The 24,444-nt window shown below is 48.2% G+C and carries 19 protein-coding genes; 8 read left to right on the top strand and 11 right to left on the bottom strand.

The window, feature by feature from the left end:
- Nucleotides 1-7 precede the first annotated feature (7 nt).
- Nucleotides 8-1,468, top strand: coding sequence for a glycoside hydrolase family 10-like protein (locus ACKPCE_RS07655; RefSeq protein ID WP_319504724.1), 1,461 nt, complete (start codon nt 8-10; stop codon nt 1,466-1,468).
- A gap of 27 nt (nt 1,469-1,495) precedes the next feature.
- Here ACKPCE_RS07655 and ACKPCE_RS07650 read toward each other — a convergent pair whose 3' ends face one another.
- Entirely contained in the window at nt 1,496-2,689 is a 1,194-nt protein-coding gene (locus ACKPCE_RS07650) for a hypothetical protein (RefSeq protein ID WP_319504723.1), read from the bottom strand.
- A gap of 368 nt (nt 2,690-3,057) precedes the next feature.
- Here ACKPCE_RS07650 and ACKPCE_RS07645 point away from each other — a divergent pair, with 368 nt between their 5' ends.
- A complete protein-coding gene (locus ACKPCE_RS07645; protein WP_024997108.1) occupies nt 3,058-4,236 on the top strand; it encodes an ATP-binding protein in 1,179 nt (392 codons plus the stop codon).
- 31 nt (nt 4,237-4,267) lie between these two features.
- Entirely contained in the window at nt 4,268-7,813 is a 3,546-nt protein-coding gene (gene nifJ / locus ACKPCE_RS07640) for a pyruvate:ferredoxin (flavodoxin) oxidoreductase (protein WP_319504722.1), read from the top strand.
- Nucleotides 7,814-7,874: 61 nt separating this feature from the next.
- Here the strand turns inward: nifJ and ACKPCE_RS07635 are convergent, their stop codons facing one another.
- From ACKPCE_RS07635 to ACKPCE_RS07595, 9 genes are all read right to left on the bottom strand, one after another.
- Nucleotides 7,875-8,651 carry a hypothetical protein gene (locus ACKPCE_RS07635; protein WP_319504721.1) on the bottom strand — a complete coding sequence of 259 codons (777 nt, stop codon included), beginning with the start codon at nt 8,649-8,651 and terminating at the stop codon, nt 7,875-7,877.
- A gap of 380 nt (nt 8,652-9,031) precedes the next feature.
- On the bottom strand, nt 9,032-11,257 hold the full coding sequence (locus tag ACKPCE_RS07630; protein ID WP_319504720.1) for a DUF4906 domain-containing protein: 2,226 nt from the start codon (nt 11,255-11,257) through the stop codon (nt 9,032-9,034).
- A gap of 28 nt (nt 11,258-11,285) precedes the next feature.
- The gene (locus ACKPCE_RS07625; RefSeq protein ID WP_319504719.1) at nt 11,286-12,428 is read right to left on the bottom strand and encodes a fimbrillin family protein; all 1,143 of its coding nucleotides are present in this window, start codon (nt 12,426-12,428) and stop codon (nt 11,286-11,288) included.
- A 31-nt stretch (nt 12,429-12,459) separates the two neighbouring features.
- Complete coding sequence (locus tag ACKPCE_RS07620) at nt 12,460-13,440, bottom strand: fimbrillin family protein (RefSeq protein ID WP_319504718.1); 981 nt, start codon at nt 13,438-13,440, stop codon at nt 12,460-12,462.
- A 33-nt stretch (nt 13,441-13,473) separates the two neighbouring features.
- Nucleotides 13,474-14,526 carry a fimbrillin family protein gene (locus ACKPCE_RS07615; RefSeq protein ID WP_319504717.1) on the bottom strand — a complete coding sequence of 351 codons (1,053 nt, stop codon included), beginning with the start codon at nt 14,524-14,526 and terminating at the stop codon, nt 13,474-13,476.
- A gap of 97 nt (nt 14,527-14,623) precedes the next feature.
- A complete protein-coding gene (locus tag ACKPCE_RS07610; RefSeq protein WP_319504716.1) occupies nt 14,624-15,679 on the bottom strand; it encodes a fimbrillin family protein in 1,056 nt (351 codons plus the stop codon).
- The gene (locus tag ACKPCE_RS07605) at nt 15,679-16,605 is read right to left on the bottom strand and encodes a DUF5119 domain-containing protein (RefSeq protein ID WP_319504715.1); all 927 of its coding nucleotides are present in this window, start codon (nt 16,603-16,605) and stop codon (nt 15,679-15,681) included. Before ACKPCE_RS07605 ends, ACKPCE_RS07610 begins: the two co-directional genes overlap by 1 nt.
- Before the next feature lie 11 nt (nt 16,606-16,616).
- Nucleotides 16,617-18,170, bottom strand: coding sequence for a DUF3575 domain-containing protein (locus ACKPCE_RS07600; protein ID WP_319504714.1), 1,554 nt, complete (start codon nt 18,168-18,170; stop codon nt 16,617-16,619).
- A 573-nt stretch (nt 18,171-18,743) separates the two neighbouring features.
- Nucleotides 18,744-19,754, bottom strand: a complete 1,011-nt coding sequence (locus ACKPCE_RS07595; RefSeq protein WP_319504713.1) for a tyrosine-type recombinase/integrase — start codon at nt 19,752-19,754, stop codon at nt 18,744-18,746.
- A 503-nt stretch (nt 19,755-20,257) separates the two neighbouring features.
- On the opposite strand from ACKPCE_RS07595, the gene ACKPCE_RS07590 reads away from it, so the two are divergent.
- The gene (locus tag ACKPCE_RS07590) at nt 20,258-20,872 is read left to right on the top strand and encodes an LvrA C-terminal domain-related protein (RefSeq protein WP_319504712.1); all 615 of its coding nucleotides are present in this window, start codon (nt 20,258-20,260) and stop codon (nt 20,870-20,872) included.
- Nucleotides 20,873-20,911: 39 nt separating this feature from the next.
- Nucleotides 20,912-22,273: a replicative DNA helicase gene (gene dnaB, locus ACKPCE_RS07585; RefSeq protein ID WP_319505938.1), complete on the top strand. Its 1,362-nt coding sequence runs from the start codon at nt 20,912-20,914 to the stop codon at nt 22,271-22,273.
- Nucleotides 22,274-22,291: 18 nt separating this feature from the next.
- Here the strand turns inward: dnaB and ACKPCE_RS07580 are convergent, their stop codons facing one another.
- Nucleotides 22,292-22,519 (bottom strand): DUF4248 domain-containing protein, encoded by a 228-nt coding sequence (locus tag ACKPCE_RS07580; RefSeq protein ID WP_319504711.1) that lies wholly within the window; start codon nt 22,517-22,519, stop codon nt 22,292-22,294.
- 258 nt (nt 22,520-22,777) lie between these two features.
- Here ACKPCE_RS07580 and ACKPCE_RS07575 point away from each other — a divergent pair, with 258 nt between their 5' ends.
- Genes ACKPCE_RS07575 through ACKPCE_RS07565 form a run of 3 tightly spaced genes read left to right on the top strand, consistent with a single transcriptional unit; the run spans nt 22,778 to nt 24,428 of the window.
- A complete protein-coding gene (locus tag ACKPCE_RS07575) occupies nt 22,778-23,524 on the top strand; it encodes a TIGR04255 family protein (RefSeq protein ID WP_319504710.1) in 747 nt (248 codons plus the stop codon).
- Nucleotides 23,515-23,973 (top strand): hypothetical protein, encoded by a 459-nt coding sequence (locus tag ACKPCE_RS07570; RefSeq protein ID WP_319504709.1) that lies wholly within the window; start codon nt 23,515-23,517, stop codon nt 23,971-23,973. The genes ACKPCE_RS07575 and ACKPCE_RS07570 overlap by 10 nt, the downstream gene beginning before the upstream one ends.
- Entirely contained in the window at nt 23,946-24,428 is a 483-nt protein-coding gene (locus ACKPCE_RS07565; RefSeq protein ID WP_319504708.1) for a DUF7689 domain-containing protein, read from the top strand. Before ACKPCE_RS07570 ends, ACKPCE_RS07565 begins: the two co-directional genes overlap by 28 nt.
- The last annotated feature ends 16 nt before the right edge of the window (nt 24,429-24,444 follow it).

Genomic DNA, 24,444 nt, shown 5'->3' with positions numbered 1-24,444 from the left:
AATATACATGTTTAGATATATATTTGCATTACTGGCAATAGTGTTTACTATGAGCATGCAAGCAGCACCGAAGTATGAAGTCAGGGCTGCATGGGTGACAGCGGTTTACGGGCTCGACTGGCCAAAAACAAGAGCAACAACTCCGGCAGGCATCCGCAAACAACAAGCAGAATTGGTAGCCATGCTCGACAAACTCAAAGCGGCCAATTTCAATACCATATTGTTTCAAGCCAGGACCCGTGGCGACGTACTGTATGCATCAAACATTGAACCGTTCAATTCAATTCTCACGGGGCAGACAGGAAGAGATCCCGGTTACGATCCGCTGGCTTTTGCCGTTGAAGAATGTCACAAAAGAGGAATGGAGTGTCATGCGTGGATGGTTACCATCCCATTAGGCAACAAAAAACATGTGGCTGCATTAGGCCGTAAATCCGTTACTGTGCAAAACAGAAAGATCTGTGTTCCTTACAAGAATGAATGGTTCCTGAATCCGGGACACCCCGAAACCAAAGAATATTTAATGAAGCTGGTAAACGAGGTCATTACCCGATACGACGTAGATGGTGTTCATTTCGACTACCTTCGCTATCCGGAGAATGCGCCTCATTTCCCTGACAACAAAGAGTTTCGTCAATATGCAAAAGGCAGAAACATCGCTCAATGGAGAAGAGACAATCTCACTGATATAGTCAGATACATATATAAAGGGGTTAAGGCCGTTAAGCCATGGGTTAAAGTAAGCACTTGCCCTGTAGGCAAATTTCGCGACACCTCACGGTACTCTTCACGCGGATTCAATGCTTATTTCACGGTGTATCAAGATGCTCAGGCCTGGTTGAAGGAAGGCATACAAGACCAGATTTATCCCATGATGTATTTTCGCGGGAACAGTTTCTATCCATTTGCGCTCGATTGGCAGGAGAACAGTTACGGCCGACAGGTTATTCCAGGTTTAGGTATTTACTTTCTGCACCCGTCAGAAGGGAACTGGAAACGTGATGAGGTGGAAAGACAAATTAATTTCGTCAGAGCACACCAGTTGGCGGGACAAGGACATTACAGAGTTAAATACCTGATTGATAACACGCAAAACCTATACGATGAGTTGGCCGATCGGTATTACAGTGCCCCAGCTTTACAGCCGGCCATGACTTGGTTGGATGCCATCGCGCCTACAACTCCCGAGAGTCTGACCGTAAAGTATCAAAGAGGATACACAGAACTAAGTTGGAAGTCTTCTGAAGACAATGATAAACAAAACGCACCTTATTATGTGATATACGCTTCTAATAGTTACCCTGTTGATACGGACAATCCTGATAATATCATTGCCCAACGAATCAGATCAGTTAATTATGTATATGCACCTGTCCGGCCGTGGGACTCCCGTGAATATTTCGCTATTTCAGCTGTAGATCGCTATGGAAATGAAAGCAAGGCTGTGCAGATGAAAAGTCCACTATAAGAAAAATAAAGAATTCATGTCTGATTTTTATTCTTCTTCCACCAATACCCAAGCAGTATATTGGGTTCGTTGATGAACCGGTGTGAGAGCCAAGTAACCCGACCGAATGCGTCCGTCTTTAAGCTTTAACGGAAAAGCGTTCAATCTGTCCTGATGCTTGCGCAAGGATTCTCCAGCCTTTGCATCATAATCAACAACAAATAAACCCTTACTGTGAGGACATACATAACGTTGATATAGAGAATGGGCCACAACACCCATATTCATACGTAAATTAACTTCCACACAAGGGTGAATACGATACGTGGGACTGGATTCAAAACGACAAATCATCATGTCAACTCCCAAATAGCCATTATAACATCCTGCAATACGAGTGGAGAATACTTGAATTAACTCATCACGTAGCTTATAAATATCCTCCAAGGAGATAAAAGCCGATAATTGTTCTTCAATTGCTTGATCGGAAAGCAAGTTATTACCCTCGTAAGAACCTGCCGGATTAGTTCGAAACAACGAATAACCAACAAATGAAATCACTCCACACTCACTTGCATAAAACTCCATTGCAAAATCAAGCTCCTTGTTGTAATAAGGCTCTGCTATAATGCCACCCTGTAAATCTATAGTACGATTAATCCAACCGGAAAGTGAACCTGTTAACAGACCATTATACCAGTTTAACCCTTTGCCACTTCCCGACAAAGGAGATTTCAGAACGGTTTTTTGTTCCTTTTGCAAGAAAGCAACAACTTGTTCTACTTCGATAAAATAGTGAGGATCACCACAATATAATGCATTTGGATTTAATATTGACAGTACATCCACCCAAGAAGAACGATGAGAAAGGGTCCTAATATGGTTAATTAGTTCAGAGCAGCATAAAACGGATTCATCAACGCCCATTTGCAACATCCTTTTGCGTATGGCATGATTCCACCCCCATGGAGATAAGGATAAAGAGGAATGTGTTTGTACCTCAGGTTCGGTAAGCAATTCCAGCTGCAAGGACGGAAAATTGTTTTTTACAAGCTTTAGATAATCGCTATTGTAAGCAGAAGAAGCCAACACAAATCCATCACCATCTGCATACCATATAGGTAGACACGCTAAATCTTCCGACATCTTTCTTGCAGAGGACGGTGCCATGTAATTCTCATTACCGTTTGCCAATGCCAGATCATTATCCGGATTAAACAAATAAAGTTTCTTTTCATCCATTATTTAATCATTGAAAGTGCAAAATTACACAAAAAAGCAAGAATACATATCTCAAGTTAATAAGTAACTCAACACGGAAGATAAAACAATAAAAAACATATTTAAATAAGCAATCGCATTATTATAACATATTATCACAAATCAGCAGATTACAACGTATAAACAGTAAGCAACAAACATCAGATTTCAAAATAAATCAAAGAAATAACAAACTGGTGTCAATTAAAGCATCACATGCTGTATGGAAGACTGACATGAGGCAACGTTATAAAATATAAAATATGAAAGAAAAAAGAGTTTTTGCTATCTCTACTTTGCAAATAATAGAAAAAACGATTATATTTGTGCCCCGAAAAACCAATAAACAGATGGAAGCATTTTACCGCACACACGCTTATCTTGTTGAGCACATTAATGCCCCTGTCCGCCGCGACCTGATGGATGAAATAGATTGGAGCGACAGACTGATAGGTATTAAAGGTACTCGAGGAGTAGGAAAAACAACTTTTTTGCTTCAGTATGCTAAAGAGAAATTTGGAACAGATCGTTCTTGTCTCTTTATAAATATGAACAATTTCTACTTTTCAGGGCACAGTATTGTAGATTTCGCGTATGAATTTCAACGTCGGGGTGGAAAAGTGCTTTTGATTGACCAGGTGTTTAAATACGATGGCTGGAGCAAAGAGCTTCGGATGTGTTATGATCGCTTTCCAGGTCTTAAGATTGTATTCACCGGTTCGTCTGTGATGAGATTGAAAGAAGAAAATTTGGAACTAAGAGATATAGTCAAAAGCTACAATTTGAGAGGATTTTCCTTCCGTGAGTTTCTAAATTTACAAACGGGAATGAAATTCAAAGCATACACGCTTGATGAAATACTTAGAAACCATGAGCAAATTGCAAAAGGGGTTTTATCTAAGGTAAAGCCTTTAGATTATTTCCAGGATTATCTTCACCATGGTTTTTACCCATTCTTTCTTGAAAAACGTAATTTCTCGGAGAATCTTCTAAAGACTATGAATATGATGGTAGAAGTTGATATTCTACTCATTAAGCAGATTGAATTAAAATATCTATCAAAGATAAAAAAATTATTATACCTGCTGGCTGTCGGCGGACCCAAAGCGCCCAATGTCAGTCAACTGGCCAGTGACATACAAACATCAAGGGCAACTGTGATGAATTATATCAAATATCTAGCAGATTCACGTTTAATAAACATGGTATATCCTGAGGGAGAAGAATTCCCCAAGAAGCCCTGTAAAATAATGCTGCACAATACCAATTTGATGTACTCCATCTATCCTCTTAAAATAGAAGAACAGGATGTTTTGGAAACATTCTTTCTGAATACCATGTACAAGGATCACAAACTACACAAAGGAGACAAAAACATCTCCTTTTTAGTTGACGGGAACATGTCTTTCAGAATTTACAGTGAAGGTTCCAAGGTTAAAAACACGCCCCATGTGACACATGTCATGCATAAAGCAGAAATAGGCCGGGCTAACCAGATACCGCTCTGGATATTCGGCTTCTTGTATTAATTAATATTTTTTACTTAATAATAATTTAGTTATGACTAAACAGAAGAAATTCATCACTTGTGATGGTAATCAGGCCGCAGCGCATATCTCGTATATGTTCTCTGAAGTGGCTGCGATTTATCCCATCACCCCATCTTCGACTATGGCTGAATACGTAGACGAATGGGCTGCCGCAGGACGCAAGAACATCTTCGGCGAAACAGTATTGGTAGAAGAAATGCAATCTGAAGCTGGTGCTGCAGGTGCTGTTCACGGTTCATTACAGGCCGGTGCACTGACTACTACTTATACCGCTTCACAGGGTCTTCTTTTGATGATCCCGAACATGTATAAGATTGCCGGTGAATTGTTGCCATGCGTATTCCATGTATCGGCACGTGCTCTTGCAACTCATGCCCTTTCAATCTTCGGTGACCATCAAGACGTGATGGCTGCTCGTCAGACTGGTTTTGCCATGTTGGCTGAAGGTTCTGTACAGGAAGTGATGGATCTTGCAGCTGTAGCACACCTTGCTACAATTAAATCTCGCGTTCCATTTATGAACTTCTTCGACGGATTCCGTACATCACACGAAATCCAGAAGATCGAATCATTAGAGAACGAAGACTTGGCTCACCTAATTGACCAAGAGGGATTGGCCGAATTCCGTAAACGTGCGTTGAATCCATCTGCTCCGGTAGCACGTGGTATGGCAGAGAACCCGGATGTATACTTCCAGCACAGAGAAGCTGCTAACTCATATTATGAAGCAGTTCCCGGTATTGTAGAAGAATACATGAATGAGCTGTCTGCTATTACAGGACGTAAATATGGTTTGTTCGATTACTACGGTGCAGAAGATGCTGACCGCGTTATCATCGCAATGGGTTCGGTAACTGAAGCTATCCGTGAATCAATTGATTACTTGAATGGCCAAGGAGAAAAAGTGGGTTTGGTTGCCGTACATTTGTACCGTCCATTCTCTGCAAAACATTTCATGGCTGCTGTTCCTAAGACTGCAAAACGTATTGCTGTTCTTGACAGAACAAAAGAACAAGGCGCTAACGGAGAACCTTTATATCTTGACGTAAAAGATTGTTTCTACGGACAAGAAGATGCTCCCGTTATTGTTGGTGGTCGCTATGGTCTGTCATCAAAAGACACAACTCCTGCACAAATCCTTGCCGTTTACGAAAACTTGGCTTTAGCCATGCCGAAAAATCATTTTACAATTGGTATTGTTGACGATGTTACTTTCACTTCTCTTCCACAAAAAGAAGAAATAGCATTGGGCGGTGCCGGTATGTATGAAGCTAAATTCTACGGTTTGGGTGCTGACGGTACAGTAGGTGCCAACAAGAACTCTGTTAAGATCATTGGTGATAACACCAACAAACATTGCCAAGCATATTTCTCATACGACTCTAAAAAATCAGGTGGTTTCACCTGCTCACACCTTCGTTTTGGAGACACTCCTATTCGTTCTACTTATTTGGTGAACACTCCTAATTTCGTTGCTTGCCACGTACAGGCTTACCTCAGGATGTATGATGTAACACGCGGGTTGCAGAAAAACGGAACATTCTTGCTGAACACCATCTGGAATGAGGAAGAGTTAGCAAAGAATCTGCCTAACAAAGTAAAACGTAACTTTGCCAAGAACAATGTAACCGTTTACTATATCAACGCCACTCAGATTGCACAAGAAATTGGTTTGGGCAACCGTACCAACACCATTCTTCAGTCTGCTTTCTTCCGTATCACCGGTGTAATCCCTGTTGATCTGGCTATTGAGCAAATGAAGAAATTCATAGTGAAATCTTACGGAAAGAAAGGTGAAGATGTTGTTAACAAGAACTACGCAGCAGTAGATCGCGGTGGCGAATACAAACAACTTCCGGTTGATCCGTCATGGGCTAATCTTCCTGATGAAGATGCAGAAGTAAATAACGATCCGGCATTCATCAATCAAGTTGTTCGTCCTATCAATGCTCAAGATGGTGACTTGCTACCAGTTTCAGCATTCAAAGGAATTGAAGACGGAACATGGCAACAAAGCACTGCTAAATACGAAAAACGTGGTGTTGCAGCATTTGTACCTGAATGGGAGCCAGAAAATTGTATACAGTGTAACAAATGTGCATACGTTTGTCCTCACGCTTGTATTCGTCCGTTCGTTTTGGATCAGGAAGAACAAAAAGAAGCTAGCTTCACTACTTTGAAAGCTGTAGGTAAGCAATTTGCCGACATGACTTTCCGTATTCAAGTAGGTGTACTCGACTGTTTGGGTTGCGGTAACTGTGCCGATGTTTGTCCGGGTAATCCTAAGAAGGGTGGAAAAGCTCTTGTTATGAAATCTTTGGAATCTCAATTGGCAGAAGCTCCAAACTGGGAATACTGTGTTGACAGCGTAAAAACCAAACAACATTTGGTAGACGTTAAGGCAAACGTGAAAAACTCTCAGTTTGCAACTCCGTTGTTCGAGTTCTCAGGTGCTTGTTCAGGTTGCGGTGAAACTCCATACGTTAAACTGATTACTCAGTTATTTGGTGACCGTGAAATAGTAGCTAATGCTACCGGATGTTCATCAATCTACTCTGGTTCAGTTCCATCAACTCCTTATACAACAAACGACAAAGGGCAAGGTCCTGCATGGGCTAACTCATTATTCGAAGACTTCTGTGAATTCGGTATGGGTATGGAATTAGCTAACGAGAAAATGCGCGCACGTATTGCACGTATCATGACTGAAGCTCAGGATTCTGACTGCTGTTCTGATGAGCTGAAAGCATTATTCAAAGAATGGATTGAGAATATGCTTGATGCTGATAAGACTAAAGAACTTGCAGAAAAGATTACTCCTCTTGTTGAAGGATGTGATTGCAAATACTGCAAAGAAATCGCTTCATTGAAACACTTCCTTGTAAAACGTTCACAATGGATTATTGGTGGTGACGGTGCTTCTTACGATATCGGCTTTGGTGGTCTTGACCACGTAATTGCCAGCGGTAAAGACGTGAACATTTTAGTACTCGATACAGAGGTTTACTCTAACACCGGCGGACAGTCTTCAAAATCAACACCAGTAGGTGCTATTGCTAAGTTTGCCGCTTCAGGTAAGAGAATCCGCAAGAAAGATCTTGGTATGATGGCTACAACATACGGTTACGTATATGTTGCTCAGATTGCGATGGGTGCTGACCAAGCTCAAGCTCTGAAGGCAATCCGTGAAGCAGAAGCATATCCCGGACCATCTTTGATTATCGCTTATTCACCTTGTATCAGTCATGGTTTGAAAGCCGGTATGGGTAAAGCTCAACAAGAACAAGAAGATGCTGTAAAATGCGGCTACTGGCACTTGTGGCGTTACAACCCTGCTTTGGAAAATGAAGGAAAAAACCCATTCTTACTTGATTCAAAAGAACCAAACTGGGATGATTTCCAAAACTTCCTGAAAGGTGAAGTACGTTATATGTCTTTACTGAAACAATATCCTGCTGAAGCTACTGAATTATTCTACGCTGCACAGGAAAATGCAAAATGGAGATATAATAACTACAAGCGTTTGGCTAACCAAGCATGGGGAACTGAAGCATAATAGTTCTATAAATTATAAAAAGGGTGTGCCAAAAGCGGCATGCCCTTTTTTTGCTATTTAATTATACCCCCATCACCTGTGCCACCTTACTCATGCACGAGTTATACCATTTTAGCTTCTCGCACATGGCCTCGCGGGTGATTGTTGGAGCTCCATTAAAAGGAAACACAAACACATCATCGTGTTGCAACTCTTCCAGTTCACTGATTACCCGTTCCATCTTTTTATTTTTATTCATAAAAAGCAGTGAGTTGCGCGTGCCGCTGCGATACCATATTTTTGTTTTGTGCACATCCTCCTTCTTTAAATCAATCACATCGAGCAAGCTGATGCCGGGTGCATACTGTAAGAACAGCCATGTATACTTCCCTATATTCATTGATAAATCATTTTGAAAATCGGCATAAATCAACCGGTTTAGCTCCATGTCCGTCAATCTGGGCACGGGCCCAACGGCATACTCACAGCATACCTCCCGGCACGGGCAAAAAGCTTTTGTACTTATAGCAGTGGCAGGTGCCAGCAAAAGACTTTCTTTGTACATTTCATACAGCTTCACCACATCATGCACCGTATAATCCGTTGTGCAGGTATCCAGTAAGCTGTCCACGTACCTTAAGTTCATTTCCTCTTGCTGCACATAAAGCCCTACTTCCTGAAGCGCTTCGTTACTTGCACACCCGGTTATCACCTTGTTCAGTTCTTCTTCCGTCAGGTGGCAGGGAGTGCTTATTTTCCGCTCCTCTCCTTTTACGCAAACGCTTACAGTAAGCGGGCGATGCACCTCTGCGGGTTCGTGAGCCATGCCCAGTGTCCAAATTACAATCAGATTATCCATCGTTCTATTTTCATTAGTAAAAATCAAAAGTTACCATTCTGTTTTTAAAATAGTTCCCCGCACACACTTGCGCGGGGAACATACAAACAAAACAAACAAACACCGTGATTCACATCATGGGCTTTTTCCTTATATATCTATTACTATTAAGACTTTCCTTCCCGATGCGACCGGTTCCGTCAAGACGGGTACTGCCGGGATAACCATCAGTTATTCCATGAATAAATCATAAAAATAGCTGCTGATTCACATCAATAGCTATTTTTGTTCGTTATATTAAATTAGAATTGCATAACCGCTGATTCACATCATGGGTTTCTGCTTTTACTTTGTATTGATGCTCTTTTTTCTATCTTATTCATCTATTGGATTCTTCCTTTTTATTCTTGCGCGCACCGCACAGAGAATGCGTGGCCCCGAAAGTAAAAGTCGTATAGAGGGTACACTTTGTTACTAACAAAGAGGAGACTACCAGCATTTACACGACCACTGGCATAAGAGGATGAAGACCAATAGAAACCGTAAGCATTCACATCGGTCAAAGCACTCGTTGTGTAATCCCGGTAACCCACTGCCGGCCAGTAAGCGGTAGTGCCGGACAGATAGGCTTGTGTATAAAATGTCCAGCCGTTTGCATAACTGCCCGATACATTTGGGACTCCACTAGCGGCTCCGTTTTGAGTGAAAATCTGGTAACTCTCTTGCGAGGGTACCCGCCAGCCGGGCGGGCAGGGGTCGTAAATAGATTTGTTTCCTCGTGTGGAATTGGGTGGTACGCCTGTTGCATTGGGGTTGCCCCATAAATTATCCCGCTGGTCAGTATAAGCCGTTGCATTTAACCAGTCACCAGTAGATATATTATTGATGATAAACTTACTCGGGTTTTTAACCGAATAGGTTATGGATGCTGCGGCATCAGCACCGGCCGTGGCATTGGCTACAGCGGAGTAAGCGTAACCTGATGCATAAGTAACCGTAACGGGTGTGGTACCTGTCCAGGTGGAAGCCCCCACAAACGGGTCTTTCCGTCCCCATTGGTAAAGCAATCCCATGTCGCCCGCATTGGTGGCTGTGCTGCTCCAATTGCCGGTTTCCGTAGCCCCCAGGTTGTATTTCATCATTTTGAAAGTAGAGCTGCCCGCCGGGTACCTGGAATAGGTATCGTAACTGGTTGCCGGGTCGTAATTCACCTTCCAGATGTGCCAGCTCCAAAGGATGTTGGTTCCGTCCGTCACCGCTATCACGGCATTGCCCGGGGTGCTGTTGTTCGCTGTCTTAAAAGTAACATACCCGTTAGCCAAGGTTACGCTTCCGTCCTCAATCACACCACCCTTGGTGCCGCCTGTTTCCCACACCACAAAAGCAGCCGTTGGCGCCAGTGCAGTGGGTGTAATAGCCGGTGCGGCTTGCCCGCTGATGGTGGATGCCGGCGTGGTCGCCCCGTTACCCATTACCGTGGCATTGAACTTATAACTCTTTCCACCCTCTTTCACGATATAGCAATTCGCCGTGCCCATTGAGCTTAACACTTCATTCTGCATCACCACGCGTCCGTCACCGATATTAAACCCCTTCAATGTAACGGTTATACCGTATTTCCGATTGCGCATCAGGTTAAAGTCCGTGGTACTATTGGCACCCGGGTAAATGTAATAACTCATTTCCTTTGCCGTCCCCCCATTGGGGGTGTAAGTTCCCGATATGACCAGACAAGTACTGTAAGCCGGTGCGTTGGCAGTTGTTTTTTGCCAGGAGCCGGTTATAGTGCCTACGGTTCCCCTGAGGTTTTCGGGTACATACCAGGTCAGGGTGGTTCCCGCGGTATAACTTGTTATTTCCGTATAGTCGGTATATTTGGAAGCATCCCCCGCCGTGTTGGCGGGATAATTGCCTGCGGGCGCAGCGAGCTGCGTCACGTTGGGCACGCTTTTCAAGGCGATGGAGGTAAATACAAAGGTGTCTCCCGCGGGCAGGCTCAGGTTGCAGGTGAAATCCAGCCGGGCCGCCAGCCGGGTCAGCGTTACGGGAATGGATGCCACGGCCGTTGAACCGGTGTAGTAACCGATGGCCGGCACATCACTTCCCGCCACCAGCGTGCTTTCGGTAAAGGTAAGCACCGATGCCCTGAAGGCTGCCAGTGTGGTGGTGTTCACCGTAAAATCGGCCGTGCGGTCACCCGCGTTGGCCACCACATAGACCGTCTGGTCGGTACCCATGAGTAAAGAAAGAGCCGCGCTGTTGCCGCTTATGGCGGTCGTATAGTTTTTATAGACCAGCAGCGCCGCGTCACCCGTACCGTTGAACTGGTACAAGCACACCTCATTGACCGTTTGCTCCTGTGCGATGGTCAGAGCGGCACGTGTGTCGGTGACCTGTTCCTTTTGGTTTGCTGTTGTGGCCGTGTGAACCTCTACCGCTTCCCCGCAGGCAAGAGCCCGGGTGTTGGTAGCAGCTCCATCGGGCAGCTCCATGGCCGCGGTGTTAAAACCGAAGCTGACCTCCTTCACCTGCCCCGTCAGAGTGCCTGTTTGCACCGGCTCTTCCTGTTGCTCGCACGAAGCCAGTAAAAAGACTGTCACCCAGGTTAGTATTGCATATTTTTTCATAATCATATCCTTCCGTTAGTTTTTAATCTCAATTCCCCGCATCATCGCTCCAGCTTAAAGCCGTCCATTCCGCGTAGCTCATATTATTGAAGACAAATCCACCCGCATTATCGCTCCAATCCGTAACCACCCAGGTGGCAACGAGAAACTCCGTTTGTTGGTGTTGCCCCGTATCATCGTTCCAGCTTGTCTCCCCCCAGGGTGCTACCGTGAGCGTCAATCCGATGGTATTTCCTTTGAGTACCAGGTTAAAGGCATAGTGATACCCCTTTTGGAACATCATGGCACCAACCGGTGCCGTGAGCTCGGTCACATCCGTTTCCTCATTGAAACGCACCTGCATCTCCAACGCATACGCCTCCTCTGTTTTGGGCAGCACGTTCACCCCTGCCGAGGTCTCCCACGGGTTGGCTCCAGGGGTAAACGCTGCGGCTGTCAGGGTGAGGGTCGTCCCGTTGGCTGCCGGTGCCAGATCTCCTGCCGGCACCCCTTGCAGGGGCGCATCCGCCATCCGGGTGAGCTGCACCTGTTGCACCTGTACCCGTGTCACGTTACCGAATTTGCGGGTCACGGCAAAAGATACCCGGGCACACCTGCGTTCCAGTGTGGCCAGGGTGACCACCTGCTTATCGGTACCCAGCGTGGCAGGCTTCTGAACAACCACGGCCTCGGTTCTGCCGGTAGCATAATCCGTGCGGTGCGGCACCCTGACCACCGTGCCCGAGGCTCTGTCCACTGCCAAAGCAGGAGTCACGGCATAAAAATCATAGGTATCTTCCCGCAGGTACAGCTCCCCGGGCGTACCGGCCGTCAGCACTCCGTCGGCATCGGTCACACAGGGGGACAGCTCCCCGGCGGCATCCACCACGTAGGTGTTCTCACCCGCATAGGTATCCACGGTGATATCCGGGCTTGCTCCCAACCGTTTGTAAGCCAGCACACGCACCGTGGTTCCCGCCGCCATGTTTTCAGGAATAAGGGCCCGGGTATCCGCCTGCGAGGTGGTAGCCCCCAGCATGCCGGGGGTGCTGAAATGTACCGCATACGCATCCCCCGGCAGGTCGGGCAGTTCCCGGTACGAACAGCCCCCTAACAGCAACAACAGCAACGGCAGTGCCAAGGCACAGCGCCTGCCCGGTATGGCGGCGTATGTTTTTATTCCTTTTCTCATACTTTCGTCTGTTTCTATCACTTTTTATGGGCTACAATTCTATATCGGGCAGGGGTATGACTGTCCACTGACCGATCTGCGCCCGGGCGGTAATACCGGTTGCGGTAAACTTCAGGTTAATGGCATACGCCTTCCCGCTTTGGTAATTCTGTGCATCCAGCCTCACCGTGCGGGTGCCTCCGTACTGGGTGGTTACATCCAGTTCCAGCACCGCAGGCAGTTCCACGGGGTCGGTCATGGCATACCCGCATTCCAGTGCATTGCTTTCGCCCGCGGGCAGGCTCAGCGGATAGGCAATGGCGGCATCGGTGGCCACCGTACGTTCTACCAGCGGCAAATCGGCCGCCGTTCCTTCAAAGCTCACCGTGGCAGGCAGGGTCACCCGGCACACAGGCAGGCGGTTCTTCACCCGGACGGATGAGAGGGTGCCCCATGCCGTGGCGGCCGCCGCATCAGCGGCATACGCTTTGACGCGCAGCTGGGTGAGCAGGTGGTTGAAGGTAAACTCCTTGCCGGCATCACTGAACTGGTCACCCGCTACTTTGGAGCCTTCCACCTCCGGGGTGAGCATCACATCGGTGGAGCCGTCAATACCAAAGGAGAGTACCCCCGAGGAGAGAGTGACCGTACCCCCGTTCACCCGCGGATACCATCCCACCAGCCTCACCTTGTTGTGGGTGTCTCTGACCGGATAGTACTGCTCGCTGCCCGCTTCAAAGCTCACCCCCGTATAACCCGCACCCCCTGTTCGCACGGCGGGCAATTGCATGCCCCCCGAAAAAGAGGTGTACGGCGGATAGGCGCCCGTGGAAGCGTTTTGCTCACAGAGCAGGAAGTTCAGCGGTAGGTCGGCCGTATAGCCGGCATCAATAACCCCGCGGGTTTCGGACTGTACGGACATACCGGCCGACAAACGGATCCGGGGGCCTTGCGCCGAAGGGTTATCCAGGTCTGCCTGTGTGCAGGAGCACACAAGCAGCAGGAACACAAACCACAAAGAGTTATTTTTCATTGTTGAATCAGTTTATGTATCAAATGAAGCAGATTACTTGATTTCCGGGCTGGAGGTTCCGTCCAGTACCCACGGGCTGACAGTTGCTTTGGCCTTTATCTCGGTTGCCTTGAAGGTGAGTGTTACCTCAAAAGCTTTGCCCTGAGTTTCACCTGCGTAAGCTGCCGATAAAGTGTTCAATAATCCCACCGGCACATCCATACCTGCGGCCGGTGCCTTGTCGGTATACACCTTGAGTTCAAAATCCGCGCTGCCCGCCGTACTGTTGCCGTCAGCCAGGATCGGAGCCACCAGGGAGTAGGCAGCCACTGTGGAAGTGGTTGTCAAAGCCAGTGTCTGTCCGGTAAATGCCGTATTGGTATAGGTTGTTCCTCCCGTTACCGCATAAAAAGGGAAAGGATTGAGCGAAATGGAAAATGCCGAAGCACGGGGAGCCGTTCCGGTAGCCAGTGTAACAGTGGCTTTGGAGTTGGGTGCGCTTCCCTTGGCTTTGACCAGTTCTATTTTGGTTACATTACCCCAGGCTGCTATGGCTGCCGCATCTTCCGCCTTGACCTTGATCACCAGCTTGGTCAGCAGGTGCGAAAAGGCCAGTGTGGGATAGGTCAATGCCTGAGCCTGTGCTTTGGTGGTAGCTGTTTGAGCCGCTGCCATCACATCGTGGCTGCCGTTAAAGGTAAAACCGGCCTGTGTTCCTGTTAAATCCCATTCACCGGCAGCCGTTCCCGTTGCCGCATACGGATACAATCCGCAGATATGAAGCCCCGTACCATCCGAAGGATAATAATACTTAGTAGTAGCAAATCCCTTTTCATTACCGTCTGTGAAGGTAATCTTATCATCGGCCGTGTTATACAGACTCAGGTACGTATCGGCTTGTTTTTTCACCAGTACCTTGGCTTCCAGCGGTAGCGGCACGGTGCCTGCGGTTCCTTCAAAAGGCGCGCGGGTGCCTGCATCCACAGCCAGTGCGGTTGATTTTAACTTGAGTTCCACGCCTGCATTAACAGGACTCTCAGACAGTTCGCTTTGCGTGCATCCGGCCAGCGCCAGGGTGGCCAGGAGCGGTAAATAAATCTTTTTCATACTTTTGTTTTTTAAAAAAAATTGCTTTTAAATCGGATTTCTAATCTCATTGAGTGATGCATGAACCATGTCATCGGTATATAGTGAATTCAATGTGTTATTGTACCACGCCCTCGCCCGTGCCGTCCATGATCCACGGAGTCACGGCGGCTGTTACGGCCAGCTCTGTGAGCCCCCGGAACAGGAGCGTTACCAGGTAAGAGCGCCCGGCGGCAAAGCTGCTTTCGGTGGTGCTGCCCCCGTCCGTGCTCGAGGTGGGACGGATGCTGACCGCACCGAACGTACCTTTAGAGGTAACCACCTTCACACTGAAAGAGGCCTGCCCCGGTTGCAGCATCACCGGTGAACCCACCTCCTGAGCAGCCGCGGGAGTGCCCGTCATAGTCACAGGGGTGCTCAACCCGGCTGAGATGGCATCCGAAGGGGTACCCCAGCTGCCCAGGGCACCGCTCTCTAGGTTTAGGGAAGAGGTGGTGTTCACTCCGTTGAAGGTGATGGCATGCAACGTTTCGCCCGAGAAATGACCCGTTTCGTCCACGATGCGGAAACGGATCTGTGTGAGCACGTGGTTAAAGACCAGCGTGCCCGGGGTCACCGACTTACTGCCCGTAACGGGGGTGGCATGCATCACATCCTCGCTCCCTGTCAGGGTGAAGTAAAGTTCCGGAGCCCGGCCGGCGGCCGGAGCCACCACGTAGTTGCTGCCGCTGAGTCCTACCGGGGCATAGGGGTGGTAGGCACAGAACCGCACGTAGCTGTTCTCTTCCACCGGATAGGTGTAGCTTCCCGCCCAGCCGATGGCGCCTGTTGCCCCGTCGATGGAGGTGGTACGCACATTGTCCATCAGGGGAACCAGAGACCACCCTTCCCCCAGCGGTGTGGTGGACGAGGATTGCGTGGTTACCATGCCGTAGAGACCCACGTTACCTCCCACGGCAGAGAGTCCCGCCAGGTCATTGATCGCTGCCCGGCTTTGCAGGCGTGTGGCAGCCCCCAGGCGGATACGCAAAGAGGCATCCGCATCCTCCCCGGAGGTGCAACCGCTTAGAAACAGAGCGCCGCTTACCAGAAGTGTTCCGCTCAAAAACAGGTTCATGACCTGCATAAATCTTTTCTTTTCCATATATACATCCTTGATTGATTTAGATTTCATTATTTAACGCCGCCTTCCCCCGACCCGCTCTGCCAGGGTTTCACGCTGGCCACCAGCTGGGCATCGATCAGCCGCAGCTCCACCTCAACGGGCAATTCCAGGGGAATGGTACCGCCGTTGGCTTTCAGCACCTCACTCAGCAGCCGGGTCAGGTCAACCTCTGTGGTCTGTACGCTGCCGTCCTTCAGGGTCAGTGTCAGGTCCATCAGGTTGCGGTAAGGAAGGTTTCCCAGCGGATCGAGCAGGCCCAGCACGCCCACCCGCGCGGTGGCCCGGTTGCCCGATACCGAAGCGGTAAAGGAGGTGACACCCGCTTCACCCCGATAGGTTTTAGTGGCAATCAGCACAGTGGGTTGTATGCCTCGCATGAGTCCGCTCAGGGAAGAGAGGGATTCCCCTCCCAGCAGCAGAAAGCTCAGGTTCACCCTGCGCGAGAGCGTATCGGGAACCGAGGAGGTTTCCACCACATCCTGCAGGGGAACCCTCAGTTCACTGATGTGCAACGCATAAACCCCCGAAGGCTGGGCGTAGTAACTCAGCGAGCGGCTGTCTGTGGTGGTAACGGCGGTTACCGAAGCCGTGGAGTAGCTCTCCATGCCTTCATACACCGCCCCCAGGGCATCCGTGCTGCAGGCGATGACCCGGTAGCTGCCCGCGGGCAGATTACCTTCAAAGCCTGTGGAAGCAGCATCATACGTGAGCGCACTGCCCCCGCCCAGGGGATAAAAGTAGAAACGCAAACCCGTTGCGGGGGGCGAGGCGCTGTTCCAGGAAGCGTGAATGACAACGCGACCCTCTGTGGGCGGGTTATCAAGGGTACCCTCCGTGCAGGCGACCGTGCAAAAAGCCAGGGCCGCCGGCAGCAGGAGAGCAGAAACAAAGCTGAACCGTGAGTTTCTCTTCTTATTTGGTTTCCGTATCTTCATAATGGTCTGTTTTATTTAATAGTCTTCTTACCCAGACGGTAGCCTATGTTCAACCGAATATCCGTCAGCCGCAGGCGGCTTTGGCTTTGATTACGCACCAGGTAGTGCTTGTCCTGCTCCACATCATACACCTTGTCTCTCACACGGCGGTATCCTCCGCTCACACCCGCCTCCAGATACCAGTGACGTGACAGGGGCAGGACATAGCCCAGTGAAGCCCCCGCCTCGTAATAGGTGCCCGTGCGGTTGTCGGTGGGAACCGACTCCACCACGCTGCGCCGGATGTCAAAATCTCCCGTCCGGGCATACAGACCCGTGTAAAGACCCCGGCACAGGCCCGTGGGGCTGAACCAGAAGCGCGGCTCCAGGGTATAGGAAGTAACGCCCCAGAACTCACCCTGTGCGAAATCCCAATAGGCATAAAGTGCCGAAGCGGACAGGGACCAACGCCCGAAAGCAAAATATTCAATCTCCAGGTTCGGCATGAAGGTGGTGCGTTCTCCCTGCGGAGTCAGCCCGGCAAGCGCGTAGAGGTTGGTCTTCACGCCCCATAACGGATAGAGCTTGCGATGCTCGGTACGGGTAGCCGAAGCTTCCCGGGCGGCTTCCCGCCTGCGACGATAGGCAGCGGCGGCAGCTTCATCCGCCCGGCGGGCCGATTCCTGTGCACTCGCTTGCTGAGCACGGGCGGTCTCTTCCACCGCCAGGCTGTCGGCCTGCCACTTCTCTTTCAGGGCACGCTGCTCAGCGAGCAGGCGCTCCTCTTCCCGGCGCGCTTTCTCACGCTCCTGCTCCAGCAGCAGGGCAAACTCCCGGTCATTGAGCTTGCGGCGGTAACGCTCTTCAATGATCCGGTGAAGATCGTACTCCACCGTCAGCTCCACCCGCCGCAGAAGCGGGAAAAAGAGTTGCTCCATCATCCGGTACGGGGCGCCGCCGTTCAAATCCATCAACAGCTTTTCACGTCCCGAGAAGATATCGACCTGATCGATGATCTGAAGAATCTCGTCCCGTTCGTTCAGCGTGGAGGAGGCCACCAGGGAGCGAAGCTGGTCCCAGTCTTCGCCCACCCAGTCGGCACGAATGCCGTAACGCCTGAGAAAAGGGTATTCCGAGAGTATAAACTGCATGAAACCCAGGGAGCGTTTGCGTGCCAGCTGTTCGTTGGAGGCATAATTGCCGTCCACCGAGCAGTAACCGCATACCCGCACGCTGCGAACGTAAATCAGCGTGTCCGAAAGGGCGGCACGGATAAACTCGCCCAGCTTGCCCAGCTCGTAGGCGTTATTGCCGTAACCCCGCAGAACAGAAGAACCGCCCTGAGGATAAGAGAGGTAGCAGCTTAAACTGGTGCTTCCCTGACCGATCACCCGGCGATAAACCGAATCGCGGTACAGACCCTCACGCCCCGGCACCCTCTGGGCATAGACCTGGGAGGTGGAAAGTACGGACACCAGAAAGGAGAAAAGCAGCGCTATGATAGCCGATATAATAAGGGCGGCAAGTGCTTCGAGCAGGCGTTGGGTCTTTTGTTTCATAATCCTTTTATCGTAGGTTTCGTTCATTCTATCCATTATTTGTTCTCTCTGACTGTTACTTTGAAGGTAACAGTATTTGTCGGATAGAGACCCCTGAGGCAGGGGATGAAAGGATCTAAAATAGAACTGACCAAGGAACAAAGGGCCCCTTTTTGCGTAATGAAAAGTGCTGCGAATGAAGAAATAGACCAAAACGGGCAGATAGAAAAGTTATTCTTTTAAAAAAAAGCAAAACAAATAGTGCTATATAAACGTTGATTGTTTATATATCAAAAAAACGCATGTTTTATATATTATAGTACATTATAAAACAGGTATTTAACAGATTAAAAACACCTGAAAACTGAATATCTCAAAATAAATTTAGGTTATAATTTGATTTTTTAATGAATTTATTTTGTTTATAATGAAAATATTTCAATATTTGTGCCGTTAAATCATTTCTGTTACCTTCAAAGTAACAGCCTCGAAAACAGCTACATAATCCTTTTATTTTCAGCCGGTTACATCCGGTTCTATTCGCTTTCATTCGTTTTTATTCCTGCCTTTGCGGTCTTTCCAAAGAACGCCATCTCTGCCCTGAAAGCCCGCCGACTTTTTTTAATCGTAGCCCGACTTTTGAAAATTGCAGGCCGACTTTTTAAATTTGTTCGCCTGCGATTGGGGATTCCTGCCCGGTAATACCAGGTCGATGATTTTACGGTTGGCCCGGCTGAGTGTGCGGTTGTCGAAGGAGGCCAGGTAGGTGTAGGTCACCTTCTCCGAGGAATGCCCCAGCGACTCGCTGATCACCGCCACGGGTACGCCCTGCCGGTAAGCCGCCGTAGCCCACGAGTGACGCGCCACGTAAGAGGTCAGGTGGGTTTTTAACCCCAGCAGGGCCGACAGCCGGTGCAGGTGCAGGTTGTAGCGCCGCAGGGCGTTCTGGTACTGCCGGTAGCCTGCTTTGCCCTCTTTGGTAAGAACAGGAAGCAAATAAACTCCGTTTTTAACTGCATACTTGCGCAGGATCTCCTGTGCGCAAGGCTCTACGGCTACGGTCAGCAGGCGACCGGTCTTGCTGCGGCGGTAGCGCAGCATACCCCGGCTCAGGTCGCTCTTGCGCAGGCGGATCAGGTCCACAAAGGGGATGCCCCGCAGGTAAAAGGAGAGCAGAAACAGATCGCGGGCGGTTTCCAACACCGGGCTGGAAGCAAGCTCCAGTTCTCTTAACCGGCGGATAACGGCAGGGTTCACAGCCCGCTTCTCCGAACTGTCCGTGCCGGTAAAGACCTCATCGAACAGTCCCGCGGGAATGCGGGTGATGCCCCGGCTCACAGCCTGATTACACACCGAGCGTAGCATGCGCATATAAAGGGAAACAGTGTTGCGCTTGCACCCTTGAACCAAAAGGGTTTGCTCGTAGCGCTTTAAAAGGCCGGGAGTCAGATCGGAAAAGGTGAGCTGCCGGTTGCCCGTAAACTCCAGCAGACGATTCAGGGAGCTACGGTAAGCACGCGCCGTGCCGTGACGGCCGCTGACCTCCAGCTCCCCCGTTAATAAGGATACAAAGGGGGTGAGTGTTCTCATTTGTTTGTTTCGTTTGCTTGTTTGACGTGTCAAAGTTTTCATTGTAATTTTATTTGCCATTGAATATTAATTACACAATGATAGCAACTAATATCGGGGTGGCAAAATCATTACAAATTAGCATTTAACACAAAATAATTTAATTAAAATCACTGAAATGTTTGTTTTTTGTTGATTGTTTTGTCTATATTTGCAGAGTCGTGTTTGACCGAATAACAAAGATAGAAAAAATAGAATATCTGCATAAATATTAGCGATATTTTCATTTGAAACAATTTCCGAAAACATGAATGGTAAAAGAATCTGCCGCAATAGATTGCGTCGGATGCAAGGTTTGAGGAAGCAATTCTTCAAAAATGAACTATTATCTTTAAAATTTATATTTAGTTATGTTGTGGCCGGTTGGGTGGTCGTTTTTTTACCCGGCGGGTTGCTTAAGGAATTGAAAAACAAGTAGATAGCAAAAAGAGGGGGTGGTCGCCTGAAGGGTCGCCCTTAACAGCCCGGATAAACGGGTATAATACTTAACAAAAAACCAGAAAAACATGGAAGAAGACTTCTTAAAGAATCTGTTGGCCAAAGGGTACATACTGCTGCCCAAGGCGATGTTGGAAAACTCACTCACTCAGGGCACGCAGCCCCTGAGCGAGTTCGAGGCCACCCTGCTGCTCATCTGCCGGGTGAACTACCGCGATGCCACCTGTGTGGTGGCGGGCAAATCACAGCTATGCCCCCGGGGCGAATCCCTGCAAAGCGTGAACACCTGGGCGGAGCTGTTTCGCTGGAACAGAAGCCGCACCCGCCGGTTCCTGAGCAAGCTGGCGCAGCAGGGCATCATCGAGCTGCTGCCCCACAGTCACACCACCCACCTGCGCGTGCCTCATTATGAGGCGTGGACGGGCTTTATCAAACAATCCCGAAAAGGAGCTTACTCCGCTGAGAAGGAGTTCGACGACTTCTGGGAACACTACCACCTGACCACCGGCACCCGCAAGGTCAACGTGGGCAGGGCCCGGCGCGAGTGGAACCGCATGAGCGCCGAGGAACGCAAACAGGCTTACGACTATGTAGATAACTACTATTACAACCTCAAGGACGTGCGCTACTGCAAGCAGGCGGCCACGTATCTCAAAGACAAAACGTACCTGGACGAGGACTAAAAAAACAAATGAATGACCATAAAAACTAAAAAAAATACCATGATTCAACCTCAAGCCATAGAAATAGAGCAGGCCGTACTGGGTGCCTGCCTGGTAGAAACCACCGCCATGGCGGCTGTAAGTCCCCGGTTACGGGAAGAGATGTTTTACGACCACAGACACAAACTGGTTTACGCCGCCATGCAGGCCATGTATGTAGCAGGCAGACAGATCGACATACTCACCGTATGCGAGGAGCTGCGTCGCCGGGGGGAGCTGGACAACCTGGGAGGGCCTTATTTCGTGACCTCGCTCAGCGCCACGGTGGCCGGCTCCGCTCACCTGATATACCACGCGCAGGTAGTGCACGAAAAGTACATTCGCCGGCGCATGATACTGGGATTCAACAAGCTCTTTGCTCTCTCGGCCGATGACACCACCGATCCGGCAGACACCCTGGGGGATGCTTACCGGTTGCTGGATGAGATAGAGAACGAGTTTGGCCGGTGTGTCCGTTTAAGGGACATGGAGCAGCTGATGAGGGATACGCTGGCACAGGCGGAGATCCGCCGGGAGGTGGGCAAGGACGGAGTGACGGGCATCCCCACGGGCTTTACGGAGCTGGACCGCATCACCGGGGGTTGGCAAAACGGGGATCTGATTACCGTGGCGGCTCGTCCCTCGGTAGGGAAAACGGCCTTTGCCTTGCATTTGGCACGCGAGGCGGCTCTAGCGGGGCATCAGACGGTGATTTACAGCATCGAGATGGCGGGTGAACGGCTGGGCGACCGGCTGATCCTGGCACAGAGCGGAGTGGATGCCGGGCGCTGGCGAAACGGGCAGATGAAGGAGAACGAGCTGGTGCTGGCAGCCGCCGCGGCGGGTGAGCTGTCAAACGTTCCCATACGGGTGGACGACAGCGGAAGCATCAGCATGGATTACATCTGTGCCGGGGCGCGCATGTTGCACAGCAAGGGTAAGTGCAGTCTGGTGATCATTGATTACCTGCAGCTCAGCCAGATGAAGCACGAGAAGAACCGCAACCGTGAGCAGGAGGTGGCGCAGGCGGCTCACAAGGCCAAGATGCTGGCACGGGAGCTGAACATTCCGGTGATTCTGCTCAGTCAGCTGAACAGGGAGTCGGAGAACAGACCCAACAAGAGGCCCGTGCTGGCCGACCTGCGCGAGAGCGGGGGCATCGAGCAGGATTCCGACGTGGTGCTGCTCTTGTATCGTCCGGCGCTGGCGGGGCTGCATACCGACAAGGAGAGCGGATTCCCATCCGAGGGTCTGGGGGTAGCCATTGTGGCCAAGCACCGCAACGGGGAGACGGGAAACGTGTACTTCGGACACAACCCTTCCATGACACGAATGGGGGATTATGTGCCCTCCATGCAGTGGATGCAGAAGAATGCGAAATAGATAAAAAAAGGGGAGCCGTTACGGTTCCCCTAAATAGGATACAATCAGCTCCACCTGACGGCGGGTGTAGCAGTGGTCATTCTTGCCCTCATTGCCTTCATACATCTGCCGGTAAAGGTCTTCGTTTTTTTGAATCCAGTTGCGCAGTTTGCGCATGGAGGAAGCTAAAAGCATGTCGGGATTGTAAAGCATTGCCAGGTCGGCCTTGTAATAGGCTTTGATACGAAAAGGTTCTTCTGTTTCCATACTGTTTTTATTGGTTTTTACTCCTATAAAAGTACGAAATTATTCTCAGAATAACAAGAATATGAAGGTTGAATAATAGCTAAAAACAATCAAACAATATCTTCTGTAATTATGTTATTATCATAATGGTGATACATTTTTTCACTCTTTATTAAGTCTAAAAAACATCACGCAACAGTAGTGCCGTATTTATAATATTATTATATTTGTGGCAAATAATTTTTCTCCTTTTAAAGGCTAGATAAACAAAGGATAATTATGGCAAAAGAATGGCCTGTATTAAATAAACCTCCCGTGAAGATTGCTTTATTTCAATTGAAATTTGAAATGGGAGCTACAAAGCTTAGCGATTTCTTAAAATGCGATAACGAGTTGCGCAAATATCTTCCTAATAGAAATGATACTATTGAAGCAAGCATAAATGTGCCTTCCTCGTCTATTCCGTTGGGCACCTCAAAAGTTACGGGTACTTCTAATGCCAAAATGGCCAACTACATTTACTATGCTGCCGACCAAAAATGTAAATTAACTATAACAGAGGGAAGCATAACGTATACGGATGAGCGTGAATATAACGGATGGGAAGACTTTGAGAACGTAGTTCTTCAATATCTTGGCATATTTTCGTCTATATTAGAAAAACATGTTGTAACCAGGACCTCAATTCGTTTTATCAATCAATTCGATTTAGATGAATTTGAAGATCCTACAACTTACTTTAAAACGCTTATATCTTCAGCTGAAAAGGGGGTTCCATATCCGCTAATAAAATATGGATTTAAGCTTATGTTAAATGTAAAGGAGGGAATTTATTCGATTGTTAATCAGAACTTGGATAAGACTCCGGATAAGTACTTATACATATTTGATATTGATGTATTAAACGAGAGCAATCTAATATTTGACATTAGCTTTATTCAAGGAGTGCTTCGAGAACTTAGAGAAGTAAAAAATAATATTTTCTTTAGTAATATTACGGAAAAAACAATAGAAATATGCAATTAATAAGCCTAAAAAAAGGATTTAAACCTCTGACAATTGCGACAGGGCTATTAGTTGGTAGTCCAACGCTTATGTATGCTGATTTGGATCAATTTAGTGAAATAACAGCTGTGATAGCCAATCCTAAGGCAGCGAAGTATATTCAAGAAGTAGATAATCAAGAAACTTCTATTTTTATTGCTAAAAGAAAATTCTATGACCATTTTAACTCATGGCAAAATAAAACGATGTTTTTCTCATCTGTAAAATCGATTGTTGATCAAGACGATTTTAAAGCCATTGTCTCTATGGGCACTAAGGTTGCTCCGTTTATTCTGGAAGAATTAGAAAAAGGGCCTTCTAATATAGTGTGGGCACTTAATATGATTTACAGAAAGAAGATAACAGATAAACCTAATGTTACTATTGGAGAGGCATGTAAGTTATGGATAAAAGAACTGAAGAATCAATAAAGTCTCACATTATAACTGGCTTTCCGGGATTAGCAGATGACGAAAACTTTAAATTAACCAGTCCAGTCGATTCTAATTATAACTGCATAGCATGGGCCTATAATTACAAAGATAGATGGATGTGGCCACATGACAAATCTACATCTGATTTAGATGGAGTTTGCTATTGGCCGGATGGCATTTTAAAAGAACCCGATGTTCAGGCTTTCAAGGAAGCATTTCAGCTAAAAGGATACGAGGTTTGCGATAATCCCGATTTTGAGCCTAAATACCAAAAAATTGCGTTATATGTTGTTCCCGGTACAACAGAATGCACACATGCTTCAAGACAGCTTAGAAACGGATTTTGGACAAGTAAACTTGGACAAGCGTTTGATATTCAACATGGAACACCATATACTATTGAAGGAACCGGTTACGGTGAGGTACATTGTATTATGAGACGTCTTTTTTAACCCGTGGCGGATTCTA

It is taken from the genome of Bacteroides graminisolvens (genome assembly GCF_963666085.1).
GTDB lineage: Bacteria > Bacteroidota > Bacteroidia > Bacteroidales > Bacteroidaceae > Bacteroides > Bacteroides graminisolvens.
The sequence above is the reverse complement of the archived record's forward strand: the minus strand, read 5'-3'. Positions and strand labels throughout refer to the sequence as shown.

What these genes read in the sequence shown, in the direction of transcription:
- ACKPCE_RS07655 (WP_319504724.1), top strand. Translation starts at nt 8, where the DNA reads ATGTTTAGATATATATTTGCATTACTGGCAATAGTGTTTACTATGAGC.
- ACKPCE_RS07650 (WP_319504723.1), bottom strand. Translation starts at nt 2,689, where the DNA reads ATGGATGAAAAGAAACTTTATTTGTTTAATCCGGATAATGATCTGGCA.
- ACKPCE_RS07645 (WP_024997108.1), top strand. Translation starts at nt 3,058, where the DNA reads ATGGAAGCATTTTACCGCACACACGCTTATCTTGTTGAGCACATTAAT.
- nifJ (WP_319504722.1), top strand. Translation starts at nt 4,268, where the DNA reads ATGACTAAACAGAAGAAATTCATCACTTGTGATGGTAATCAGGCCGCA.
- ACKPCE_RS07635 (WP_319504721.1), bottom strand. Translation starts at nt 8,651, where the DNA reads ATGGATAATCTGATTGTAATTTGGACACTGGGCATGGCTCACGAACCC.
- ACKPCE_RS07630 (WP_319504720.1), bottom strand. Translation starts at nt 11,257, where the DNA reads ATGAAAAAATATGCAATACTAACCTGGGTGACAGTCTTTTTACTGGCT.
- ACKPCE_RS07625 (WP_319504719.1), bottom strand. Translation starts at nt 12,428, where the DNA reads ATGAGAAAAGGAATAAAAACATACGCCGCCATACCGGGCAGGCGCTGT.
- ACKPCE_RS07620 (WP_319504718.1), bottom strand. Translation starts at nt 13,440, where the DNA reads ATGAAAAATAACTCTTTGTGGTTTGTGTTCCTGCTGCTTGTGTGCTCC.
- ACKPCE_RS07615 (WP_319504717.1), bottom strand. Translation starts at nt 14,526, where the DNA reads ATGAAAAAGATTTATTTACCGCTCCTGGCCACCCTGGCGCTGGCCGGA.
- ACKPCE_RS07610 (WP_319504716.1), bottom strand. Translation starts at nt 15,679, where the DNA reads ATGAAATCTAAATCAATCAAGGATGTATATATGGAAAAGAAAAGATTT.
- ACKPCE_RS07605 (WP_319504715.1), bottom strand. Translation starts at nt 16,605, where the DNA reads ATGAAGATACGGAAACCAAATAAGAAGAGAAACTCACGGTTCAGCTTT.
- ACKPCE_RS07600 (WP_319504714.1), bottom strand. Translation starts at nt 18,170, where the DNA reads ATGAACGAAACCTACGATAAAAGGATTATGAAACAAAAGACCCAACGC.
- ACKPCE_RS07595 (WP_319504713.1), bottom strand. Translation starts at nt 19,754, where the DNA reads ATGAAAACTTTGACACGTCAAACAAGCAAACGAAACAAACAAATGAGA.
- ACKPCE_RS07590 (WP_319504712.1), top strand. Translation starts at nt 20,258, where the DNA reads ATGGAAGAAGACTTCTTAAAGAATCTGTTGGCCAAAGGGTACATACTG.
- dnaB (WP_319505938.1), top strand. Translation starts at nt 20,912, where the DNA reads ATGATTCAACCTCAAGCCATAGAAATAGAGCAGGCCGTACTGGGTGCC.
- ACKPCE_RS07580 (WP_319504711.1), bottom strand. Translation starts at nt 22,519, where the DNA reads ATGGAAACAGAAGAACCTTTTCGTATCAAAGCCTATTACAAGGCCGAC.
- ACKPCE_RS07575 (WP_319504710.1), top strand. Translation starts at nt 22,778, where the DNA reads ATGGCAAAAGAATGGCCTGTATTAAATAAACCTCCCGTGAAGATTGCT.
- ACKPCE_RS07570 (WP_319504709.1), top strand. Translation starts at nt 23,515, where the DNA reads ATGCAATTAATAAGCCTAAAAAAAGGATTTAAACCTCTGACAATTGCG.
- ACKPCE_RS07565 (WP_319504708.1), top strand. Translation starts at nt 23,946, where the DNA reads ATGGATAAAAGAACTGAAGAATCAATAAAGTCTCACATTATAACTGGC.